At 67.3% G+C, this 21178-nt stretch carries 20 protein-coding genes and 1 pseudogene; 14 read left to right on the plus strand and 7 right to left on the minus strand.

Translation table 11 applies throughout. The annotated features are described in order from the left end of the window. The first annotated feature begins 40 nt into the window (after positions 1–40). The 5 genes and pseudogenes from ACFW3F_RS14810 to ACFW3F_RS14830 form a co-directional block, all read left to right on the plus strand. On the plus strand, positions 41–208 hold the full coding sequence (locus ACFW3F_RS14810; protein ID WP_388058556.1) for a hypothetical protein: 168 nt from the start codon (positions 41–43) through the stop codon (positions 206–208). 302 nt (positions 209–510) lie between these two features. Further along, a complete protein-coding gene (locus ACFW3F_RS14815) occupies positions 511–900 on the plus strand; it encodes a nuclear transport factor 2 family protein (protein WP_388058558.1) in 390 nt (129 codons plus the stop codon). A gap of 203 nt (positions 901–1103) precedes the next feature. Next, positions 1104–2915: an AMP-dependent synthetase/ligase gene (locus tag ACFW3F_RS14820; RefSeq protein WP_388058560.1), complete on the plus strand. Its 1812-nt coding sequence runs from the start codon at positions 1104–1106 to the stop codon at positions 2913–2915. A gap of 109 nt (positions 2916–3024) precedes the next feature. Then, complete coding sequence (locus tag ACFW3F_RS14825) at positions 3025–4137, plus strand: CaiB/BaiF CoA transferase family protein (protein ID WP_388058562.1); 1113 nt, start codon at positions 3025–3027, stop codon at positions 4135–4137. Positions 4138–4158: 21 nt separating this feature from the next. Continuing rightward, positions 4159–4269 (plus strand): annotated as a pseudogene (locus ACFW3F_RS14830) (LLM class flavin-dependent oxidoreductase); the annotation flags it as partial. On the opposite strand, the gene ACFW3F_RS14835 reads toward ACFW3F_RS14830, so the two are convergent. From ACFW3F_RS14835 to ACFW3F_RS14855, 5 genes are all read right to left on the minus strand, one after another. Continuing rightward, positions 4268–5725, minus strand: coding sequence for an FAD-binding oxidoreductase (locus tag ACFW3F_RS14835; RefSeq protein ID WP_388058564.1), 1458 nt, complete (start codon positions 5723–5725; stop codon positions 4268–4270). The pseudogene ACFW3F_RS14830 and the gene ACFW3F_RS14835 overlap by 2 nt on opposite strands. Next, on the minus strand, positions 5706–6359 hold the full coding sequence (locus ACFW3F_RS14840) for an SDR family oxidoreductase (protein ID WP_388058566.1): 654 nt from the start codon (positions 6357–6359) through the stop codon (positions 5706–5708). Before ACFW3F_RS14840 ends, ACFW3F_RS14835 begins: the two co-directional genes overlap by 20 nt. A gap of 159 nt (positions 6360–6518) precedes the next feature. Further along, positions 6519–6794 carry a GlsB/YeaQ/YmgE family stress response membrane protein gene (locus ACFW3F_RS14845; RefSeq protein WP_388058568.1) on the minus strand — a complete coding sequence of 92 codons (276 nt, stop codon included), beginning with the start codon at positions 6792–6794 and terminating at the stop codon, positions 6519–6521. A gap of 196 nt (positions 6795–6990) precedes the next feature. Beyond that, entirely contained in the window at positions 6991–7437 is a 447-nt protein-coding gene (locus ACFW3F_RS14850) for a lipoprotein LpqH (RefSeq protein WP_388058569.1), read from the minus strand. A gap of 55 nt (positions 7438–7492) precedes the next feature. Continuing rightward, a complete protein-coding gene (locus tag ACFW3F_RS14855) occupies positions 7493–8413 on the minus strand; it encodes a ParA family protein (RefSeq protein ID WP_388058611.1) in 921 nt (306 codons plus the stop codon). Positions 8414–8791: 378 nt separating this feature from the next. Here ACFW3F_RS14855 and ACFW3F_RS14860 point away from each other — a divergent pair, with 378 nt between their 5' ends. The 4 genes from ACFW3F_RS14860 to ACFW3F_RS14875 all read left to right on the plus strand — a co-directional run bounded on the left by ACFW3F_RS14860 (position 8792) and on the right by ACFW3F_RS14875 (position 13192). Beyond that, positions 8792–9433 (plus strand): hypothetical protein, encoded by a 642-nt coding sequence (locus ACFW3F_RS14860; RefSeq protein ID WP_388058570.1) that lies wholly within the window; start codon positions 8792–8794, stop codon positions 9431–9433. 312 nt (positions 9434–9745) lie between these two features. Continuing rightward, a complete protein-coding gene (locus ACFW3F_RS14865) occupies positions 9746–11581 on the plus strand; it encodes a hypothetical protein (RefSeq protein ID WP_388058571.1) in 1836 nt (611 codons plus the stop codon). Continuing rightward, the gene (locus tag ACFW3F_RS14870) at positions 11578–11868 is read left to right on the plus strand and encodes a hypothetical protein (RefSeq protein ID WP_388058573.1); all 291 of its coding nucleotides are present in this window, start codon (positions 11578–11580) and stop codon (positions 11866–11868) included. The genes ACFW3F_RS14865 and ACFW3F_RS14870 overlap by 4 nt, the downstream gene beginning before the upstream one ends. Further along, positions 11843–13192, plus strand: a complete 1350-nt coding sequence (locus ACFW3F_RS14875; RefSeq protein ID WP_388058575.1) for a hypothetical protein — start codon at positions 11843–11845, stop codon at positions 13190–13192. The genes ACFW3F_RS14870 and ACFW3F_RS14875 overlap by 26 nt, the downstream gene beginning before the upstream one ends. 24 nt (positions 13193–13216) lie before the next feature. On the opposite strand, the gene ACFW3F_RS14880 is transcribed toward ACFW3F_RS14875, so the two are convergent. Together ACFW3F_RS14880 and ACFW3F_RS14885 are read right to left on the minus strand one after the other, a co-directional pair. Next, positions 13217–13414: a hypothetical protein gene (locus ACFW3F_RS14880; RefSeq protein WP_388058577.1), complete on the minus strand. Its 198-nt coding sequence runs from the start codon at positions 13412–13414 to the stop codon at positions 13217–13219. A gap of 86 nt (positions 13415–13500) precedes the next feature. Beyond that, positions 13501–13974, minus strand: a complete 474-nt coding sequence (locus ACFW3F_RS14885) for an NUDIX domain-containing protein (RefSeq protein ID WP_388058579.1) — start codon at positions 13972–13974, stop codon at positions 13501–13503. A gap of 83 nt (positions 13975–14057) precedes the next feature. On the opposite strand from ACFW3F_RS14885, the gene ACFW3F_RS14890 reads away from it, so the two are divergent. From ACFW3F_RS14890 to ACFW3F_RS14910, 5 genes are all read left to right on the plus strand, one after another. Continuing rightward, positions 14058–15254, plus strand: coding sequence for a pyridoxal phosphate-dependent aminotransferase (locus tag ACFW3F_RS14890; RefSeq protein WP_388058581.1), 1197 nt, complete (start codon positions 14058–14060; stop codon positions 15252–15254). Positions 15255–15267: 13 nt separating this feature from the next. Next, positions 15268–16479 (plus strand): serine hydrolase domain-containing protein, encoded by a 1212-nt coding sequence (locus tag ACFW3F_RS14895; RefSeq protein ID WP_388058583.1) that lies wholly within the window; start codon positions 15268–15270, stop codon positions 16477–16479. A gap of 280 nt (positions 16480–16759) precedes the next feature. Further along, positions 16760–18142, plus strand: coding sequence for an FAD-binding oxidoreductase (locus ACFW3F_RS14900; protein ID WP_388058585.1), 1383 nt, complete (start codon positions 16760–16762; stop codon positions 18140–18142). A 32-nt stretch (positions 18143–18174) separates the two neighbouring features. Beyond that, a complete protein-coding gene (locus tag ACFW3F_RS14905; RefSeq protein WP_388058587.1) occupies positions 18175–19341 on the plus strand; it encodes a helix-turn-helix transcriptional regulator in 1167 nt (388 codons plus the stop codon). Positions 19342–19504: 163 nt separating this feature from the next. Next, positions 19505–21142 carry an aromatic/alkene/methane monooxygenase hydroxylase/oxygenase subunit alpha gene (locus ACFW3F_RS14910; RefSeq protein WP_388058589.1) on the plus strand — a complete coding sequence of 546 codons (1638 nt, stop codon included), beginning with the start codon at positions 19505–19507 and terminating at the stop codon, positions 21140–21142. Positions 21143–21178 lie beyond the last annotated feature (36 nt).

Consider the following 21178-nt stretch of genomic DNA (forward strand, 5'->3'; position numbering starts at 1 on the left):
GCAGTCAAGACTCATCAGACTCGACGGCGGACGGAGCATTGTGTCCGACAGCCGTTGGGACCTCGTCGTCGACACCTCGTCGACGCCGCTGGTGAGTGTTGCGCTCCCGTCCTACGACCAACCTCGCCGACTCGCATTGGTCCTCGAGGCATTGACGGCCCAGGCCTACCCAGTGCATGGACATCTCGGTTGGACATCACCGTGGTGACGCGGGGCGAGACCGCCGGGAAGAGCAGTACGGCCTGGTACGCGTGAGCCGCGCAGGGCCGGCGTCGCGCCGGCTCGCAGTGAGGGGTGCAGATGTCGAGGAGAAGAACCCTGGACGGAGGCCGTTCGGAGGAACCCGACCGTTGCGCCCATCACATTTTTAAACTAACGTAGAAAAGGTCGCCGGTCTGGCGCGTGTGGCGCTCGCACCGGCGAGCAACCTTGGACCCCCTTGGCCGCTGTTCGTGTCGGCCCCGGGTCCCCGAGACGACGGAGTTTCTGATGACTCAGCAAGAGGAACTTGTGAAGACGGTCGTCGGCATGTGGGCGGGTGGTCTCGAGCAGACCATCGCTTCATGGCGCGACCACGCCGCCCCCGATCTCGTGTGGTGGAACAGCGCGCGTGGAGCAGTCGAGGGTCTGGATGCCTGCCTCGAGGCGATTCGGGGGTTCTACCAGGCTCTTAACGTGGATCACGTTCTGGTGCCCATCAAGTCGATCGTCTCAGACGGCAATGATCTCGTGGTGATCGAACGGTCTGACGACAGCTATCTCGGCGACGGCTCGCTGCTCGCTGCGGTTCCAGTCGTGGGCGTCGTTGTCCTCCGCGACGGCAAGATCGCCGAGTGGCGCGACTACTGCGATGACTGGGTAGCGAAGCTTGGCTTCGAGGCAACCGCGCAGTTCGACTGATCAGCGCAGGTCCGTTGACGGCCAGGTTGACCCGGCCGTCATCGAGAACAGCAGTGCCGGGGCGACGACACGCTGCCGGCGCCGGAGGAAATCGCCGGCATTCTTCGCGGCGGCTGTGGCGTCAGCCGGGCGGACTCACATCTCGCGCTTCCAGCGCTTTGTCCGTGCGCCACCGCTCACCCCAACAATCCCAGGAGCGTTCAATGACAGAACAGGCAGTAGTCGACTTCACCCCCGCTGAGGCCCCGGAAATGGCGCCGACCGTCTGCGCGGCGTTCCAGCGGACCGTCGAGCTTCATGCCGACCGGACCGCCTTCCGGACACGAGGCGACGGTCGCGTCGTCACATGGCACGAGTACGGCCAACGGGTCGAACAGCTTGCCGCAGGACTCGCCGGCCTTGGTGTCAAGCCGGGAGACACGATCGCCACGCAGTTGCACAATTGCATCGAGTTCTTTGAGTACGACATGGCGGCGGTGCACATCGGGGCAGTACCGTTCGGCATCTACAACACGTCGAGCCCGGCCCAGATCGTGGACCGCCTCACAAACGCCGACTGTGCCGTGTTGATCACCGAGCAGCAGTTCTTGCCCGCCGTGCGCGACGCGTTGAACCACTATGACGGTATCCGCCACCTGATCGTGATCGACAGTCATGAGGAGGGAGTCCTCTCCACCGAGGACGTCATCGCTGCCGCGTCCGAGGACTTCTCGTTCGATGCCGCCTGGCGGTCGGTGATGCCAGACGACCTCGTCACCGTGATCTACACGTCCGGCACCACCGGTCCGCCCAAGGGCGCCCAGTGGTCGCACAACGGCGTCATGTCCATGCTTCGGAGCTGGGCTCAAGTGATTCCGTTGCCGACTCGGGCGGTGTCGTATCTGCCGATGGCGCACGCCGGTGAGCGCATGCTGACCCACTACATGCCGCTGGGACGCGGAGCAACGGTGACAACATGTCCCAGCTATCAGGAAGTTCTGGCTCACGTCCAGGAGTCCCACCCAGACTTTCTGGCAACGGTGCCGCGAACCTGGGTCAAGCTGCGGAGCGCGATCCAGGCGCAGATCGACGGTATCGAGGACGCCGGAGAACGCGAGGCCGTGCAGAACGCGCTGGCTGTCGGCTTGGAACGTGTCGGACTCGATCAGCGAGGCGAGGCGCCGAGTGGTGAGCTGGTCGAGCGCCATGAGGCCGCCAAGCGACTACTGAACGAAAAGATCCTTGCGCCCTGGGGCCTCGACAACCTGAAGGCGGCGTTCATCGGCAGCGCTCCGCCGCCGCAGGACGTGATCGTCTTCTTCCTGGCGATGGGTGTTCCCCTGCTCGAGGCCTACGGCCTGACCGAGGCGACAGCCTTCGGAGCCTGCTGGCCACGTTTGAACGACTTCAAGATCGGAACGGTCGGAAAGCCCTTGCCGGGAGTGGAAGTGCGCATCGCCGAGGACGGCGAGGTCCTACTGCGCAGCCCGATGAACATGGTCGGCTACCGCAAAGAACCGGATGCTTCGGCGACGACTCTCGACGAGGACAACTGGCTCCACACCGGAGATGTCGGTTGGCTTGACGAGGACGGGTTCCTCAAGGTCATCGACCGGAAGAAGGAACTCTTGATCACCGCGACGGGCAAGAACATGTCGCCCTCGAACATCGAGGCGGAGGTCAAGAAGGCCAATACTCACATCGCCCAGGTCGTGGCCGTCGGCGACGGCCGGCCTTACCTCGTTGCGCTACTGACCATCGACACGGAGGGCGCGGCTGCTCTCGCTGCCAAGCATGGCATCGAGGACGTGACGGTCGCCGCCGTGTCCCAGCACCCTGCGGTTCGGTCCGAGTTCCAGGCGGCAGTCGACGAGGCGAACCGCAACCTTTCGCGCGTCGAGAACATCAAGAAGTTCACGATCCTGCCCGATGAGTGGACTCCCGACAGTCACACGATGACACCGACGATGAAGCTCAAGCGCAAGCCCATCGCCGAGCGATATGCGGAAGCCATCGAAGCACTCTACGCAGGCTGAGGGTCGACATGAGCGCCTCCGGCACTTCCGCGGGCGGTCTTGTCGGCGGTGCGACCTCGCTGAGATATCTGAACAGCGAATAAAAATGCGGGAGCGCACTGTGGTTGAAATGGGTCAGCGCGCGGTTCGAACCGGGCCGCTGCGCACTGTCAAGGTCGTGGAGATCGGAGGAATCGGTCCGGGACCGTTTGCGACGATGACGTTGGCCGACATGGGAGCGGATGTCATCCGTATCGATCGGCGTAACCATCGAGGTGAGTTCCCCGGTGATCCGCGTGACGACCTCCTCAACCGGGGCAAGCGGTCGATCGAGCTGGACCTCAAGTCTCCGGACGATGTCGAAGTTGCGCTACGACTCATCGACCGCGCGGACGTGGTGGTCGAGGGGTTCCGGCCGGGTGTCGTCGAGAGACTGGGCATTGGGCCCGAGACGTGCTTGGAGCGCAATCCTCGACTGGTGTACGGGCGTATGACGGGTTGGGGTCAGGAGGGCCCGTGGGCGCAGCAGGTTGGCCACGACATCAATTACATCGCTGTGACCGGTGCGCTCGACGCCATCGGTCACGCCGGTGAGGGGCCGACCATTCCGCTGAACCTGGTGGGGGATTACGGCGGTGGCGGCATGTACCTGGTGGCCGGTGTCCTGGCCGCACTCGTGGAGGTGGCCTCAACCGGAGCGGGTCAGGTCGTGGATGCGGCCATCGTCGACGGTGCTGCGCATCTGCTCACTGGTACCCACGCAATGATTGCTGCAGGAGCATGGGTCCACGAGCGGGGTCAGAACATCCTGGATGGCGCCGCGCCTCATTACAACGTCTATGAGACCGCGGACGGCAAGTACATGGCCGTCGGTGCGGGCGAGCCACAGTTCTATCGAGAGCTGCTCGATCGGTTGGGACTGGACGCTGACCCGGAAGAGCGGAATGACCGAGAGGGTTGGCCGGCGCTTCGCGACAGCATGGCGGCGATTTTCGCAACTCGGACCCGCAGAGAGTGGGAGGACGTGTTCGGGAACTCCATGGCCTGCACCTCCCCGGTTCTGAGCCTGCTCGACGCCCAGCACCACCCACACGTGGCGGCTCGCAGGACGCTCGTCGAGAGGGACGGTCGCCTTCAGGCGGCACCAGCCCCCAGGTTCTCTCGGACGCCGACGGCGCTGGGTTCCCCACCACCCGCGCCGGGACAGCATTCTGAGGAGATCCTCGCCGAGCTCGGTGACTAGCCGGTGTCGCCACGCGCGGACCCGTCGCGTACCGCGGTGACGGCGGCCGGCTTGGACTTCGTGTCCGACGGCCGCTTCAACCTCGGCCTCGGCGCGTCGGGCCCTCAGGTCATCGAGGGCTTTCGCGGCGTCATCGAAGGCTTCGCCACCCGAAGATCACCCCTGGATTCAGCAGACCTCGCGGGTCGAGAGCCGATTTGATCGCGCGCATGGTCGCGAGGTCGGCGGGATCGCGGCCGAGATGCATCCAGGCGACTTTCGCGCGCCCGATCCCGTGCTCGGCACTGATGCTGCCTCCGTTGGCAGCCACGATCCCGAAGACGTGATCGGTCACCGTGCTCGAGTGCTCCGTGGGGACGTCGAGCAGGTTGACGTGGATGTTGCCGTCCCCGACGTGACCGAAAAGAATCGGCCGGCAGGGGAAGTCGCATTCCGAACCCACTCGGGACAACTCCGCGAACGCCTCGGGCAGGGCCCGGATGGGCACGGAGATGTCGAGTTTGACGACGGGTGTCGAACTCGAGCGGGCGATGGCCTCGGTGTGGCCTTCACGCCCGGCCCAGAGCGCGCGTGCCGGCGCCGGTTCGAGTACCGCGTCGACGATCCCGGGCGCGGAGCCGAGGAGCTCGGCCGCCGCGGACTCGATGTCGCCGGTCCCCGACACTTCGAGGAGAACGTAGAACGGGCCCGGCGTCGCGGTCGGTCGGCGGTGCCCGTGGTCGGCCACGAGCGCGACCCCGGCCTCGGTCATCAACTCGGCGGCCTCGATGGTCAGTCCGGCCGACGGCGCGGCGCCGATCAGGTCGATCGCGTTCTCGACACGCTCGACCGATGCGACAGCGACGGTGGCGGCCGACGGTGGGACGACGAGCCTGAACAGGACGCGGGTGATCACCGCCAGAGTCCCCTCGCTGCCGGCGAGGAGGGACGGGAGGTCGTATCCCACATTGTCTTTGACCAGCGAGGTCCACCGGCGGAGGACACTGCCGTCGGCGAGGACCGCCTCGATCCCCAGGATCTGCGACCTGGCGTTGCCCCGGCGGATCATCCGCGTCCCGCCGGCGTTGGTCGACACGACCCCGCCTGCCGTCGCGCTCTCCCGAGAGGCGAGGTCGATGCCGAGCGACAGACCGATTGCACCCGCGTGGCGGTCCATGGACTCGACGGTGGCGCCGGCCTGGGCTCCGACGCAACGACCGATCGTGTCCACCTCGTCGACGTCGGTCATGCGCACCGTCGACAACACGATCCGGGGGTCGGCCGCCTCGGCGCGCGCCGGTGGGACCGAGCCGCCGACGAGCCCGGTGTTACCGCCCTGCACACAGATCCGGATGTCCGAGCGGGCGCACTCGGCGACCACTCGCGAGACCTCGTCGGTGGTCCGGGGGCGCACCACCGCCTCGGCGTCACCGCGGTATCGGCCGGTCCAATCGGTGAGGAAACCGGCCATCGCATCCGGGTCGGTCAGGACATGCGCCTCGCCGACGATCCCGCGCAGCGAGGGCAGAAGGCCGTCGACGTCCGGGGAACGGTTCGGTCCCGGCTCGGCCGATGGACGATCGGAATCCTCAGGACGAGGGGAGCGCATCGGGGATCGGGGTGTCGCCGTCGTTGAACTCGACCACCTCGTGCACGGTCGCGGGCCGTTCGAGGACGGCTGCCGCCACCTGGGCGACGTTGTCCCGGCTGACCTCGTCACCCTCGACCCGATCGCCGCCCAGCACGATGCTGCCGCTTCCGGGACCGTCGGTCAGCTTGCTGGGTCCGAGGATCGTCCAGTCGAGATCGGTGGACTTCAGGTACGTGTCCGCCGCTGCCTTGGCCTCGGCATAGGCATGGAACGAGTTGTCCTCGGGCACACCGTGGTCGGGACCGGCGCCGAAGTAGGACACCATCACGTACCGACGGACTCCCGCGCGCACGGCGGCGTCCATGGACCGGATCGCGGCATCGCGATCGACGGCGTAGGTCCGTGCCGGCTCACCGCCGCCGGCGCCCGCGGTCCAGACCACCGCGTCGTGGCCCGAGATCGCGGTGGCGATACCGGTGGTGTCGAGGGTCTCGACGTCGGCGACCACGGGTACGGCGCCGGTGTCCGCGACGTCCTCAGCGTGTTCGGGGTTGCGGATGATCGAGGTCACCTCGTCCCCGCGGGCCGTCAATATGCGGGCCAGTCGCAACGCGATCTTGCCGTGTCCGCCGATGATCGCCACTCGAGTCACTGGATGCTCACTTTCGGTTGCTCACTTGTGCGGGCAGTCATGTCCTCGTACCCAATCCAACGTACGCACATGCACCGCACCCGGACACGACTCCGCCCCGGCGTCGACGTTCGATGCGAACGCGAGCCGGGGCGGAGTCGAGCGGTGCGGGTAGCGACCTCAGACGCGGGTACGGCCGCGTCCGGTCACCAGCTTGACGAGGAACAGCAGGATGCACGCACCCGCCACACAGGTGATGAAGCTGAAGATCCAGCCGGCGCCTTCGACGTCGACCCCGAACAGTGTCAGCAACCAGCCGCCGAGGAGGCCGCCGATGACACCGACCACGATGTTGAGGATGATGCCCTGCTGCGCGTCGGTCTTCATGAGCTTGCTGGCGATCCAGCCGGCCAGTCCGCCGATGATGATCCACGCGATGATGCCAAGTCCCAGCATGTCTGCCTCCTAGGGTCGTCGTTGATCCGGTGTGCGATCCGATCGGATAGCAATTTCCCGGATCGCTACAAAGCGCAACGTACCCAGCTCGGCACCCCGTCAAACAGTCCCCGCACAAAATGTGTACACATCGATACCGGTCCGGTCACCGGACCGAGACCAGGACAGACCGAGACCAGGGCGGAGAGGGACCGACTCAGGGACAGGTCACCTTGATCTCGTAGGACTTGGTCACCTGCTCGGTCGGGTTGGCCAGGTCGATTCCGGAGGCCTCGCCGCTCACCGTGTAGGTGTCGCCGTCCTTGGTGACGTCGGCACTACCCCCACCGGCACCCTTCTGATAACCCAAGGTCACGCCGTCCAGTGAGCCGAGACCCACCGACTCGACCTCGGGCGAATCGCCCGAGGTGAGCACGACGCCGATTCCCGAGGTGCCCGAACCCGATCCGATCCCGATGGTCACCTTGCCTGCGGTGTCCGTGCACCCGACCGTCTTGTCCGCCAGTTCCAGTTCCTGACCGTCGACGGTCACCGTGGCCTCCGCGTCGGTGCCACCCGACGCCGAGTCGTCGGAACCGCAGGCGGTGAGGGCGACGGCCAGTGCCGCGGCGCCGAGAACCGAGGTGATGTGCACTTTGCGCATGATGTGAGCTCCTGAGGAGTCGACGAGGTGCCACCGGTCGGCGGCTGAGATGAATTTAGACCCCTGAGCTGCGCTTCGGCGTCGGTTGATCGAATGGGGCGCGGGAACCCGGAAGGGTCGCGGGGAGTTTGGCATCGGCCTCGACCATGACCGAGCGGGTGAGATCGCGGAACTGCTCGTAATGCCCGTGGTACCCGTACTTCGCGTGCAGGCTCGGCCAGGATGCGTAGTCGGCGGCCGCTCCGATCGCGTTGGCCTCGTGGAGGTAGGTCGGCAGGACGTTCTGGATCGTGGCATCCCTCCGCAGCCGCCGCACCGTGTCCTGATGGAGTGCCGATGCCGCACGGTACTTGGTGATCACGACCCCCAATTCGACGATGTCGCGCCCCAATTCGGCACCGAAATCGGCGACCTGCCGCTGGATGTGCGGGATCGCGTAGGTGGACAGCACATCCGGGATGGTCGGGATCAGATACCCGGTGGCCATGGCCAGACCGTTGAGGCTGAACGGCCCGACATTGGGTGGGCAGTCGATGAGGATGTAGTCGTATCTCGCGGCGACCGGGGTCAGCGCGTTCGTCAGGACCTCGACGGCGGCCAGGTGGTCGTCGGCGGCGACCCGGTGTGCACTCAGCTCCTCGGCCAGCTCGATGAGGTCCAGCGACGACGGCAACAGGTCGATACCCGTGACCCCGTCCACGGTCGAGACGTCGCGCTGGATGCTGCCCTCGAGATCGAATGACCGCGTGCCGTCGAGCACGTCGGCGAACAGGGTGGCGACGGTGTGCCGTCTGGCATTGCACGCCAGCCAGTGCTCCTGTCCGATCATCATGGTCGTCAGGTTGGTCTGCGCGTCGAGGTCGACGAGCAACACCTTCTTGCCGAAGACACCGGCGAGGAAGTCGGCAAGACCTCCCGTGAGCGTGGTTTTCCCGACCCCGCCCTTGAGGCTGATGGTCGCGATCACCGTCGGCATGTGTCCCCGGTCTGTTCGGTCGTCTGCGTCGCGAGTCAGATTACCGAGCCGGCGCCGACGCCACCGGATGTTCAGGTCCTCGCGGCACCCGCGCACTTCGCCCTCGACGGCCGACCCGGCGAGAGCATCGATTTCCGACCTCATTCTGCAGCTATTCCTGGAATCTGTAACAATGGCCGAGTCGGGCATTGATCGGCGATTTCCGTGAATCCGACCAGCTGGTTCGAAGACCGGGCACAACGACTCAACAAAAGTCGGCGCGAATTCGCCGGAATGCGATATCCACGAATTCCGCCGACCATGCACCTCGATTACTCCCGCCCAGGGCCGTGCCGCGCTCCGGCCCGGCCCCGAGACAACCACGTGGAAGGACACCGTATGAGCACCCGAGTCCGGAAGGCCACCGCCGGCCTGGCGGTCTGCGCCGCGGCGGCATTCGGCGCCGCCCTCGCCCCCGTCGCCGACGCCGCACCCGCCGATGTCACCGCGACCCCGTCCGTGTCCGGGAGCACCGTCACCCTGACGGTCACGAACAAGGCAGCGAAGCGCATCGGTTGCGAGATCGTCGGCGTCCCGGCCGGAGGAGCCCCGACCAACGTCGTCTTCGGCTATCAGACACCCGAGGAGCTCGGCGCACTCATCGCTCCGGGTTCGTCGAAGTCGTTGCCGCTGAAGATCTCTCAAGGTACGCCGCCGGCCCCCACCGGAACGACGACGATCCCGGACGGCACCTACGACATCTACTGGGGCTGCACCACCATCACGCTGCCACCGGGCACCGGGGCGGCCGAGGAGTTCTGGGGCACCAATCCGCCGCTGAGGGGTACGACCCCCACGGTCGCCGAGCCGCTCCGGGTGACCGTGCCGGGTGGGGCGGCAACACCCCCCGCCCCGGGACCTGACGCCCCGGCGGCTCCCGGCCTGCCCAGCATCCCGGGACTGCCGAACATCCCCGGACTCCCGGCCATCGAATTGCCGGACGAGATCTGTACGACGTCGTCCTGCGTGCCCATCGGATGACCCGACGGGTGTGACCGCGCAGTATGCGGTCACACCGTCGGCGCGGTTCTCGACAATCACGGCCGACCGGGAGAAACGGGCCCGGTAGAGGCGACCGACAATCACACCGTGCCGACCCGCTGACCCGGAATACGAATTCCATGCACGACGACCGGGATCGATTCCGTCGACCTCGCCACGATGCCGGAAATCGTCATCGGGCCCTCGAACCGGCATTCCGTCGCCTACGACGCCACCGCCCGGCGAGACGCGAGATCGCCGGTTTGGGCAATGCCCTTACGAGACCCGGGTGCGGTTGTGCATACTTCGACCATGCCAACAACCGATGTCACGCCTCTTCATCTGGCCGCCGAAGGTGGCGGAGCGGCGCTCGACCAGGTCTTCCTGATGTCCGCGGTGGCCGCCGTCGTGTCGGTCGGCCTGCTCTGGATCGGCTACCTGCATCGCACGCGCAAGATCACCTGGCTGACCACCTTGTCCGAGTGGGCCGCGCGCCGCGTGAACCGCCCGCCGTGGGCGGCCCTGCCGATCTTCCTGTTCACCAGCACCATCATCTGCGCCCTCTTCGGCTTTCTCTGGGACGTGAGCCTGCACATCGGCGACGGCCGCGACGAAGGTCCGCTGGCGAATCCCGCCCACTACTTCATCCTGGTGGGCCTGTTCCTGCTGTTCATCTCCGGCATGCTGTCGGTGTTCCTGCCGTTCGACAAACCCGGCCGCTCGGCAGTCCGGATCACCCGCCACTGGTACGCACCGGTCGGTGGAATCCTGTTGGCCGGGTGTGGTTTCTACGCACTGCTGGGCTTCCCGCTGGATGACGTCTGGCATCGCATCTTCGGTCAGGACGTCACCCTGTGGGGACCGACGCACCTGATGTTGATCGGCGGCGCCGGCCTGTCGCTCATCGCAGTCGTGATCCTCGACCGCGAGGGCCGGGCCGCGATGGGTCCCGACGCCCCGCAGGACGGACGGAGTCAGTGGCTCGTGCGTTGCCTGGCCTTCGGTGGACTCGTGATCGGCATGTCGGTCTTCCAGATCGAATACGACTTCGGCGTCGAGCAGTTCCGACTCGTGCTGCAGCCCATGATGATCGCCGGCGCCGGGGCATTCGCCCTCGTCGCCGCCCGGATCAGCCTCGGGCCGGGCGCCGCACTCGTCGCGGCGGTGTTCGCGCTCCTGTTGCGCGGCGTCGTCGCCGTCGTCGTCGGGCCGGCACTGGGCGCACCGATCAACGTGTTCCCGCTCTACCTGGGCGCTGCGGTGGTCATCGAACTGCTGGCGCTGACCCCGCTCCTCAGACGCCGCGTTCTCTTCGGTGCGGTGGCCGGTCTGGGTGTGGCCACGCTCGGACTCTGGATCGAGTCCTGGTGGATCGCCGCGGCCTACCCCTTCCCGTGGGTCACCGGCATGTGGGTCGAGGCACTGACCATGGCCATCCCGGTGGGCGTCGTCGCCGGTGTGTGCGGCGGACTGCTCGGAATCGTCAGCGTCGGCGAACGACTCCCCAGCCGCTGGATCAGCGTCACCGCTGTCGTGCTCTCCGTCCTGGTGATCGGCGGCGCCGTCGCCAACGGTCTGCGTGTCTCCGTGCCCGCGGACACCACCGCACGCATCGTGCTGACGCCGGCGGGCCCGAACGAGGCCGCCGAGCAGAACGTCACGGCCGAGGTCTTCCTCGACCCCGCCGACACGCTCAGCGACGACCCCGAGTGGGTCACGTTGATGTCCTGGCAGGGCGGCATCGACAACGATCGCGGCATCGTCATCGACCGACTGGACCGGGTCGGACCGAACCACTTCCGATCCACCGCACCGATGCCGGTGTCGGGTTCGTGGAAGACCATCCTGCGCGTGCAGGACGGCACCACGATGGCGGGCGTGCCGGTGTACCTCCCGGCAGACCCCGCGATCGGTGCGGAGGGCGAACCTGCGCAACAGTCATCGACCAAGCCGTTCGTCGCCGAGATCTCGATCCTGCAGCGTGAGCGCAGCTTCGACCATCCGGCCTGGCTGTTCGGCGCCGCATCACTGGTGGTGCTCGTGTGTTCCCTGCTGCTGATCGCCGCGCTGTCGTGGGGAGCCGGCCGGGTGAACGCCCGCGAGGCGACCTCCGGCGCGCGGGAGCCCGAACTCCAGCCGCAGCAATGATCGGTCTCGCTGCGGCCCCCGCCGTCCAACACCTGGCGACGCACCCGCTCATCCTGGCGCTGCCCGCGGTGATCCCCGCGTTCCTCGTGGTGGGCGTGGTCGTGGCGATCGCCATCGCCGACCGCCGTCGCGGAGACGACGATTCCGACGGAGACAACGATTCCGACGGAGACAACGATTCCGACGGAGACGACGGCGACGACGGAGACGACGGCTCCGGCGAACTCGGCAACACCGCTCCCCCGACCCGAAACGAGGCCGATGACCCCGCCCGTGAGGCCGACTGACGCTCTGCTCGCCCACGGGCTCGGTGGTTCGGAGTATCTCCCCGTCCCGCTGACCGCGGTGTTGATCGGCGGCGCCTGGGCGTTGACGATCTCATTCGCGGTGATCGCCTTCGCTTGGCGCACACCGCGTTACGGGAGAGCCGACGCCGGTCGCCAGCTCCCCTCATGGGTGACGTCGACCGTGGACAACCGGTGGGTTCGCGGTGTGCTCAGCGGTATCGCAGTGGCCCTGACGGCGTGGCTGATCGCGGCCGCCTTCGGCCCCGACACCGACGAGAATCCCCTACCCGGCGCGTTCTATGTGCTGCTCTGGGTTGGCTTGCCCGTACTGTCGGCGCTTCTCGGACCGGTCTGGCGGCTGCTGTCGCCGGTCCGGACCGTCCTCCGGATGATTCGGCGGCTCACCGGCCCGCGGATCGTCGGCCGGCGGGATTACCCCCGCCGTCTGGGGTGGTGGCCGGCGGCGGTGGGACTGTTCGCCTTCGTCTGGCTCGAACTGGCATCGCCCGACCCGAGTTCGCTGTCGTCGGTGCGGGTCTGGTTGCTCTGCTACCTCGTGATCACCCTCGTCGGCGGCGTGGTCTACGGGCTGCGCTGGACCGAGGACGCCGACCCGTTCGCGGTCTACAGCACGGTGGCCTCGCGACTCTCCCCGTTCGCACGGAACACCGCGGGCCGGGTGATCGCCCGGAGTCCGATGAACTCGCTGACGACGCTACCGGTGCTGCCGGGCACCGTCACCGTCCTGGCGATCCTGCTCGGCTCCACCGCCTTCGACAGCTTCTCGGCGATTCCGTTGTGGCGGGACCTCGTCGCCGAGCACGCGGACGGCAGTGAAGCCATCGCCACGCTGGCCTCGACCGCGGGTCTACTCGTGTTCATCGGCGTTGTCGCCCTGACCTTCTGGACTGCCGCCCGCGCGGTCGGCGGCGTGCAACCGGACCTCCGGCGCCGCCTGCCGGGACTGATGGCGCACTCGCTCGTCCCGATCGTGATCGGCTACATAATGGCCCACTATCTGCAGTCGCTGGTCGAGCAGGGCCAGGAGACCGTGCTCGCGCTGGGCGATCCTCTGGGGCGGGGATGGAACGTGTTGTGGCTCAGCAATGCTCACCCGGTCTACGTGATGTCGGACCATCCGACGGTCACCGTGACCCTCAAGGTGGCGTTCGTGCTCGGCGGACACCTGCTGGGTGTCGCCGCCGCCCACGACGCGTCGCTGCGGCTCCTACCCCGAAGGCACCAGCTGACCGGACAGCTCACCATGATGGTGACGATGGTCTGCTACACGTTCCTCGGCCTGTACCTGCTGTTCGGCGGATAGCACCGCCGGATCGGTGGGCAGGGATCAGTAACTGGTCGGCGGTGTGCCCTTCTTGTTCGAACGGAACAGCATGTAGCCGCCGTAGAGGGCGAGTGCGATGAGAGCGATCCAGAAGAGTCCCTCGAGTAGCGGGCCGAGGACGGCCAGCGCGATCAGCGCGACCGCGATGACGCCCAGGACCTTCCAGAAGGTCATGCCGGTGGGGTTCGTCGATGTGCTCATGCGCCCAGTCTGCGCCCGACGAAGCCGAAAAGCGATGGTCGACGGCACTTCTGGGGCGAACTTCAGGGACTTCCCTGAGAGAGCCCCTACCGCCTGAACCAGGCCTCGGCGTTGCCGCTGAGCGCCTTCTCGATTCGCAACGCGGACGTGTCCGTCAGATCGGACGGCAGTGCGTCGGTGGCGAACCAACCCACGTCGGAGTTCTCGTCGTCGGCGGCCCGGGGATCGCCGTCGACGTACCGCGCGAGGAAGCAGACATCGAGGTAGCGGGTCTGGTCGCCGTTCGGGTAGGTGATCAGCGGTGTGACGTCGATACTGGTCAGGCGCACGATCTCCGCGCCCACCGCGGTCTCCTCGCGCACCTCGCGCAGGGCGGCCCGCGCCGGCTCCTCCCCGGGTTCGAGGACGCCGGACACGACGGCCCACTGTCCGTTGTCGACGCGCCGGGTCAGCAGCACCCGGCCGGAGTCATCGAGGACGACGACGCTGACGCCGGACAGCCAGAGTTCGCGGTGACCGACCTGGGCTCGCAGATCGCGGATGAATTCGGGGATGGGCACCCCCACATCCTGCCCGTAGGGGTCCGGGATCGTCGGGAGGTGCGGGTCGGGCGCGGAATCCCGCGCCGCGCACAATGTGACCCATGAGGATCTCCCGACGCGCCGAAGGGATCGCGCCGTTCCAGGCGATGGAGTTCGCGAAGCGGGCCGCCGAACTCGAGGCTGCGGGCCATTCCGTCGTGAAGCTGAACATCGGCGAACCCGACTTCGGCGCGCCGCCGGCGGTCCTCGCCGCCGCCCGCGAGGCGACCGGACGACCCCTCGCCTACACCGGCGCCCTCGGTCTCCCGGAACTGCGCGAGGCCATCGCCGACTTCTACGGCCACCATTTCGGGGCCTCGGTGGATCCGGCTCGGGTGGCGGTCACCGCCGGCGCATCGGCCGCGCTTCTGATGGCCTGCGCGGCATTGATCGACCCGGACGACGAGGTCCTCATCGGCGACCCCTCCTACCCGTGCAACCGCCAGTTCGCACACGCCTTCGGCGCGCGGGTCAGACTCCTGCCGACCACCCCGCACAACCGGTTCCAACTCACCACCGCCGAGGTCGCCGACGCGTGGACGGACTCCACGCGCGGGGTCATCGTGGCCACCCCGTCGAACCCGACCGGCACGTCGATGCGCTACGAGGAACTCGTGGCCATGTGTGACCTGGTGGCCGCGCGCGGCGGATGGTCGATCGTGGACGAGATCTACCTCGGACTGTCCGATCCCGGACCCGACGGTCGGCCGCCGCGTAGCGTCCTGGCCGCCGATTCGCCGGGCGTCGCCGAGACCGTGGTGATCAACAGCTTCTCCAAGTACTTCGGGATGACCGGCTGGCGGCTGGGATGGTGCATCGTCCCCGACGAACTGATCGGCGTGCTCGAACGGCTCGCGCAGAACTTCTACGTGTGCCCACCCACACCGTCGCAGTACGCGGCGCTGGCCTGCTTCACGCCGGACTCCCTCGCGGTCGCCGAACGCAACCGCCTCGAGTTCGCCCGGCGCCGGCAACTCGTCGTCGACGGGCTCGCCGGTATCGGACTCGACGTGCCGGTCATTCCCGACGGCGCGTTCTACGTCTACCTCGACGTCGGCTCCACCGGGCTGACGTCGGCCGAGTTCTGCGACCGGGTGCTCGCCGACGCCCACGTCGCCCTGACCCCGGGCAATGACTTCGGGGTCGCGGGCGCCGACCGATACGTCCGCCTGTCCTATGCCGCATCCACCGACGACCTCACCCTTGCCATCGAACGACTTCGCTCGTTCGTCGGCGCCGGTCGACCCCCACTTCGATGAGGAGAACGCTCTCATGAGCTCCCGTGCCGCCGGTACCGTCCGTTCCGACCGCCTCGCCGCCGGGCTGGGCCCGATCCTGACCGCACGCACCGAGGGCGATCCACGGGTGCCGGGCGTGGTCGCGGGTGTCACGACCGACGAGGAGACCGTGTTCCTGGGCGCCGCGGGGGTACGTGCCCTCGACGACCCGCAGCCGATGACCGTCGACTCGGTCTTCGCGCTGTTCTCCGCGACCAAGGCGGTCACCGCGACGGTAGCGCTGCAGCTCGTCGAGGACGGGGACCTCGACCTACACGCGCCGGCGCGGTCCTACGTACCTGCCCTCGGCGAGCTCCAGGTGATCGAGGGCTTCGACGACGACGGCCGGCCGCGCCTGCGGCCGCCCGCCTCCGATGTCACGACACATCAGTTGCTCACGCACACCGCTGGTTTCGGATATGACTTCTTCAACGAGACCTACCGGCGTCTGACCGCCGACCACGGCGTGCCTCCCGTCGCCACAGCGACCAGGGCGTCGTTGCGGACCCCGCTGCTCTTCGATCCCGGCACGGACTGGGAGTACGGTTCCGGACTCGACTGGGTAGGGCAGGTCATCGAGGCCGTCACCGGTCGTCGTCTCCGTCAGGTGATGGCCGATCGGGTGTTGGACCCCCTGGGCATGTGCGACACCGGATTCGCGCTGTCCGATGACGCCCGGAGCAGGCGCGCCGTCCTGCACATGCGCAAGCGTGGCGAGCTCGTACCCAATCACCGTTGGGAACAGCCCGTTGATCCCGAGATCGACATGGGCGGACAGGGACTCTGGTCCACGGTCCCCGACTACCTGACGTTCCTGCGAATGTGGTTGCGCGGCGGACGTTCCGATAGTGGCGAGCAGATCCTGCGGCCGGACACCGTTGACGCCGCGTTGCGCAACCAGATCGGGGGCCTCGTGGTGCGGCGGCTGCCCGGGGTGATCCCGCCGCTGAGTCACGACGTCGAATTCTTCCCGGGCACACCGAAGTCGTGGTCGTACCCGTTCATGGTCAACGACGCCGACGCGCCCACCGGCCGTCGGGCCGGATCGCAATCATGGGCAGGCCTGGCCAACCTCTACTTCTGGATCGACCCCCACACTCGCGTCGGCGGTTTCTGGGCGACCCAGATCTTCCCGTTCGTCGACCCCGCGTCGGTCGACGGCTACCTCGACTTCGAAACCGCCACGTACCGGGCCCTTCTGGCCTGAACCGCCCCCTCTGAAAACCACCCGTCAGAACGTCACCTCCGACAAATAGTCGACGGCACCCCTCCCAGGGGCGGTTTTCGGGGGCGGTTCTCAGCGGAGACCGTCGCGGCCCGACACACCCCCAGACTTCTGGGACGACAACACTCCAGAATTCTGGCGCGGGCATTTCCCGCGTTCGAGGGATGGCGGGAACAAAAGGGTCTCAGCCACTCTGAGTCACATGGAGCAGCCGGTTCCGGCGCACCACCACCCAGCACTCCCCCACCCCGAAGGAATCATCGTGTCCATCACCTCCGAACCCGTCGACTCCACCGACTTCGACGCCCTGCTGTCCGCGGTCACCGGCCCCGTCCTCACGCCGGCCGACGAGGGCTACACCGGCGAACTCTCCGGCTTCAACCTCGCGGCGATCCCGGCCGCCGACGTGGTCGTCGGCGCTACCAACGCCACCGACGTCGCTGCCGCGGTGCGGTACGCGCGCTCCAACGGACTGCGCGTCAGTGCGCGGGCCACCGGGCACGGAATGCCGATCGAGGGACGGGGCACGCTCGTCGTGACGACGTCACGCATGACCGCGGTCGAGGTGGACCCGGCGGGCAGGACGGCCCGGGTGGAAGCAGGCGCGCGCTGGCGCGACGTGGTCGCCGCGACCGCGCCGCATGGTCTCACCGGATTGGTCGGCTCCTCGTCCTCGGTGGGCGTGGTGGGTTACACCCTCGGCGGCGGCCTCAGCCCACTGGGTCGTCGATTCGGTTATGCCGCAGACCATGTGCGTTCCATCGAACTCGTCACCGCGGACGGCATCATCCGCACGGTCGACGCATCTGCCGGGTCCGACCTGTTCTGGGCACTCCTGGGCGGCCGCGACGGATTCGGCATCGTCACGGCCATCGAGTTCGATCTCGTCGACCTCCCCACCTTCTACGGGGGCGGCATCTTCTTCGCCGGCTCCGCCGCCTCAGACGTTCTGCACGCGTGGCGGGAATGGGCGCCGACCCTTCCCGAGGAGGCCGGGACATCCATCGCGATCCTGCGACTTCCCCCGGACCCCAACCTGCCCGCACCGCTCCAGGGCCAGATCGCGGTGCACCTCCGGTACACCCACACCGGTGACCCGTCGACAGCCGCCGCACTGCTGGCGCCGATGCGCTCGGCGGGCCCGATCCTGCTGGAGAACATCGACGTCCTGCCGACGGCTGCGCTCGACGCGGTGCACATGGATCCGCCCGGGCCGATGCCGAGTGCCGAACGCGGGTGTGCACTCGTCGACCTCCCGGCCGCCGCTGTCGACTCCCTGATCGCCGTCGCCGGGCCCCACGTGGCGAGCCCGCTCGCCATCGTCGAGATCCGACTGCTCGGAGGCCGGTTGCGCCAGCCCCAGCGCGTGCCCAACGCAGTCACCGGCCGGGACGCCGCGTTCGTCGCACTCGCGATCGGTGTACCCGCGGGGCCGCTCGGCGACCAGGTCGGCACGCACCTGGCCGCCGTCAACGACGCGCTCGCCGACCATGCGTGCGGGGCGCTGCTGAACTTCTCCGGACGATCCGCCACCGAACGCGCCGCGCTGTGGCCCGCCGATCAGCGGATGCGGCTGAAGACCATCCGGCGTCGCCACGACCCGAGCGGTGTCCTCCAACCGAGTGATCCCACGATTGTGGGATAGACATCACCGCAGCTCACGCCGACAATTGTCGAATGACATCGAGTCTGACCGCCGAGCGTGTGCGCCGCGACATCGAGGTCGTGGCCCACGCCGGCCTGACGCTCGACGATTTCTTCGCCGAGACCGTGGCCTCGCTCGGCCGCGCGGTGCCCGCCGATGCCTTCTGCATCGGCACCTTCGATCCCAACACCGTGCTCCTGACCAGCGCCCGCAAATACGGTGCGCTGCTCGGCCAGGACCACCGCGACCCCGACTGGGGTCTCCTCGAATACGGCCAGGTGGAGCCGACCGCGTTTCGCCAGATGGTCGCCGAGAGGCGCGACGCCGTGGGGATGAAGCTGCTGGAGCGAGGTGCGGCAGAGCAGTCGAACCGAATGTCGCAGTTGATGATCCCGGAGTACTGCTTCCACGACGAGGCGAGGCTCGTGTTGCGTGACGGGGACCGGGCGTGGGCCGGTATCTCGCTGTTCCGCAGCGGCTCCGGATGCCGACCGTTCGATTCCGACGAGGTGGAGTTCCTGGCCTCGCTGTCGCGCACACTCGCGCACGGCGTCCGGGTCGGTCTGCTGAGCAGCGTGGTCGCCGACATGCCGAACGCGCCTGCTCCCGTTCCGGCGGCGGTGCACGGTCCGGCGGTGCTGATCATCGACCGGGACAACGAAGTGGTCCAGATGAGCGCCGGCAGCCGCGAACGCATCGACGACCTGTCGTCCGGCCCGAACGGTGCGGCCGTGATGAACCCGATCTACGGCCTCATCGGCGCGGCGCGGCGTTACGGGACGGGCGAGTCCACGGTCCCGCCGCGACTCCGGGTGCGCGGCGCCTCGGGCATGTGGCTGGTCATCCACGCCTCGCCGCTGTCGTCGGCCGACGGCCGGGTGGGTGAGGTCGTGGTGACGATCGAGGAGGCCCGTCCGCCCGAGATCATCCCGCTCGTCGTCGAGGCCTTCGGGCTCACCGCCCGTGAACGTGACGTCACCCAGATGGTGTTGCAGAGTGTGGCCACCAAGGACATCGCGACGGCCCTGCATGTGTCGGCCTACACGGTGCAGGACCACCTGAAATCCATCTTCGACAAGGCCGGCGTCCGCAGCAGGCGCGAGCTGATCGCCCGCATCTACTTCGATCAGTACGCGCAGCGTCTCAACGATCCGGTGTTGCCGTCCGGGTCGTTCGCCGCCTCTGACAGCGCGCACTAGCAGCTCTCCTCTTTCGAACCCGCCCCGTGCGCGATGCACGCGGCGGGTTCGTCGCCGTCGTCTCACAGTGAGACGTTTGTTACCCACGTCACAGGGTTGTATCGAAGTCGCTCCAGTCCAAGCGGGCCGGCAGTCCGCCGGCTCTCCACCGAGGAGGCGCACTTTGAGCAGGCAGAGCTTGACAAAAGCCCATGCGAAAATCACCGAGTTGTCCTGGGAGCCCACCTTCGCTACCCCGGCCACCCGGTTCGGTACCGACTACACATTCGAGAAGGCCCCCAAGAAGGATCCGCTCAAGCAGATCATGCGGTCGTACTTCCCGATGGAGGAGGAGAAGGACAACCGCGTGTACGGCGCCATGGACGGCGCCATCCGCGGCAACATGTTCCGCCAGGTGCAGGAACGCTGGCTGGAATGGCAGAAGCTGTTCCTGTCGATCATCCCGTTCCCCGAGATCTCCGCGGCCCGCGCGATGCCGATGGCCATCGACGCCGTCCCCAACCCCGAGATCCACAACGGCCTGGCCGTGCAGATGATCGACGAGGTTCGTCATTCGACGATCCAGATGAACCTCAAGAAGCTCTACATGAACAACTACATCGACCCCGCCGGCTTCGACATCACCGAGAAGGCGTTCGCGAACAACTACGCGGGCACCATCGGCCGCCAGTTCGGCGAGGGGTTCATCACCGGCGATGCCATCACCGCAGCCAACATCTACCTGACGGTCGTCGCCGAAACAGCCTTCACCAACACGCTTTTCGTCGCCATGCCCGACGAGGCCGCCGCCAACGGCGACTACCTGCTGCCCACCGTGTTCCACTCCGTCCAGTCCGACGAGTCGCGACACATCTCCAACGGCTACTCGATCCTGCTCATGGCACTCGCCGACGAGCGCAATCGCCCGCTGCTGGAGCGCGACCTGCGCTACGCATGGTGGAACAACCACTGTGTCGTCGACGCCGCCATCGGGACCTTCATCGAATACGGCACCAAGGACCGTCGCAAGGACCGCGAGAGCTACGCCGAGATGTGGCGTCGCTGGATCTACGACGACTACTACCGCAGTTACCTTCTGCCGCTGGAGAAGTACGGGCTCACCATCCCGCACGATCTCGTCGAGGAGGCGTGGAACCGGATCACCAACAAGCACTATGTGCACGAGGTCGCCCGCTTCTTCGCCACCGGCTGGCCGGTCAACTACTGGCGCATCGACGCCATGACCGACAAGGACTTCGAGTGGTTCGAACACAAGTACCCCGGCTGGTACAACAAGTTCGGCAAGTGGTGGGAGAACTACAACCGGCTCGCCTACCCCGGCCGCAACAAGCCCATCGCCTTCGAAGAGGTGGGTTATGAGTACCCGCACCGGTGCTGGACCTGCATGGTGCCTGCCCTCATCCGCGAGGACATGGTCACCGAGAAGGTCGACAACCAGTGGCGCACCTACTGCTCGGAGACCTGCTACTGGACCGACGCGGTGGCGTTCCGAGGCGAGTACGAGGGCCGCGAGACCCCGAACATGGGTCGCCTCACCGGTTTCCGCGAATGGGAGACACTCCACCACGGCAAGGACCTCGCCGACATCATCACCGACCTCGGTTACGTCCGGGATGACGGCAAGACGCTGATCCCGCAGCCGCACCTCGATCTGGACCCGAAGAAGATGTGGACGCTCGACGATGTCCGCGGCAACGTCTTCAACAGTCCGAACGTGTTGCTCAACCAGATGTCCGACGAGGAGCGGGACGCCCACGTCGCGGCGTACCGCGCCAACACCAACGGGGCCGTGCCGGCCTGAGTCGCGTCGACCCTTCGTGACGCGCTCTCCGCAAGC

Source organism: Gordonia sp. NPDC058843 (assembly GCF_042743165.1).
Lineage (GTDB): Bacteria > Actinomycetota > Actinomycetes > Mycobacteriales > Mycobacteriaceae > Gordonia.

What these genes read in the sequence shown, in the direction of transcription:
- ACFW3F_RS14880 (WP_388058577.1), bottom strand. Translation starts at nt 13,414, where the DNA reads ATGAGCACATCGACGAACCCCACCGGCATGACCTTCTGGAAGGTCCTG.
- ACFW3F_RS14875 (WP_388058575.1), top strand. Translation starts at nt 11,843, where the DNA reads ATGACCCCGCCCGTGAGGCCGACTGACGCTCTGCTCGCCCACGGGCTC.
- ACFW3F_RS14845 (WP_388058568.1), bottom strand. Translation starts at nt 6,794, where the DNA reads ATGCTGGGACTTGGCATCATCGCGTGGATCATCATCGGCGGACTGGCC.
- ACFW3F_RS14835 (WP_388058564.1), bottom strand. Translation starts at nt 5,725, where the DNA reads ATGCGCTCCCCTCGTCCTGAGGATTCCGATCGTCCATCGGCCGAGCCG.
- ACFW3F_RS14825 (WP_388058562.1), top strand. Translation starts at nt 3,025, where the DNA reads ATGGGTCAGCGCGCGGTTCGAACCGGGCCGCTGCGCACTGTCAAGGTC.
- ACFW3F_RS14855 (WP_388058611.1), bottom strand. Translation starts at nt 8,413, where the DNA reads ATGCCGACGGTGATCGCGACCATCAGCCTCAAGGGCGGGGTCGGGAAA.
- ACFW3F_RS14870 (WP_388058573.1), top strand. Translation starts at nt 11,578, where the DNA reads ATGATCGGTCTCGCTGCGGCCCCCGCCGTCCAACACCTGGCGACGCAC.
- ACFW3F_RS14860 (WP_388058570.1), top strand. Translation starts at nt 8,792, where the DNA reads ATGAGCACCCGAGTCCGGAAGGCCACCGCCGGCCTGGCGGTCTGCGCC.
- ACFW3F_RS14895 (WP_388058583.1), top strand. Translation starts at nt 15,268, where the DNA reads ATGAGCTCCCGTGCCGCCGGTACCGTCCGTTCCGACCGCCTCGCCGCC.
- ACFW3F_RS14850 (WP_388058569.1), bottom strand. Translation starts at nt 7,437, where the DNA reads ATGCGCAAAGTGCACATCACCTCGGTTCTCGGCGCCGCGGCACTGGCC.
- ACFW3F_RS14865 (WP_388058571.1), top strand. Translation starts at nt 9,746, where the DNA reads ATGCCAACAACCGATGTCACGCCTCTTCATCTGGCCGCCGAAGGTGGC.
- ACFW3F_RS14820 (WP_388058560.1), top strand. Translation starts at nt 1,104, where the DNA reads ATGACAGAACAGGCAGTAGTCGACTTCACCCCCGCTGAGGCCCCGGAA.
- ACFW3F_RS14890 (WP_388058581.1), top strand. Translation starts at nt 14,058, where the DNA reads ATGAGGATCTCCCGACGCGCCGAAGGGATCGCGCCGTTCCAGGCGATG.
- ACFW3F_RS14905 (WP_388058587.1), top strand. Translation starts at nt 18,175, where the DNA reads ATGACATCGAGTCTGACCGCCGAGCGTGTGCGCCGCGACATCGAGGTC.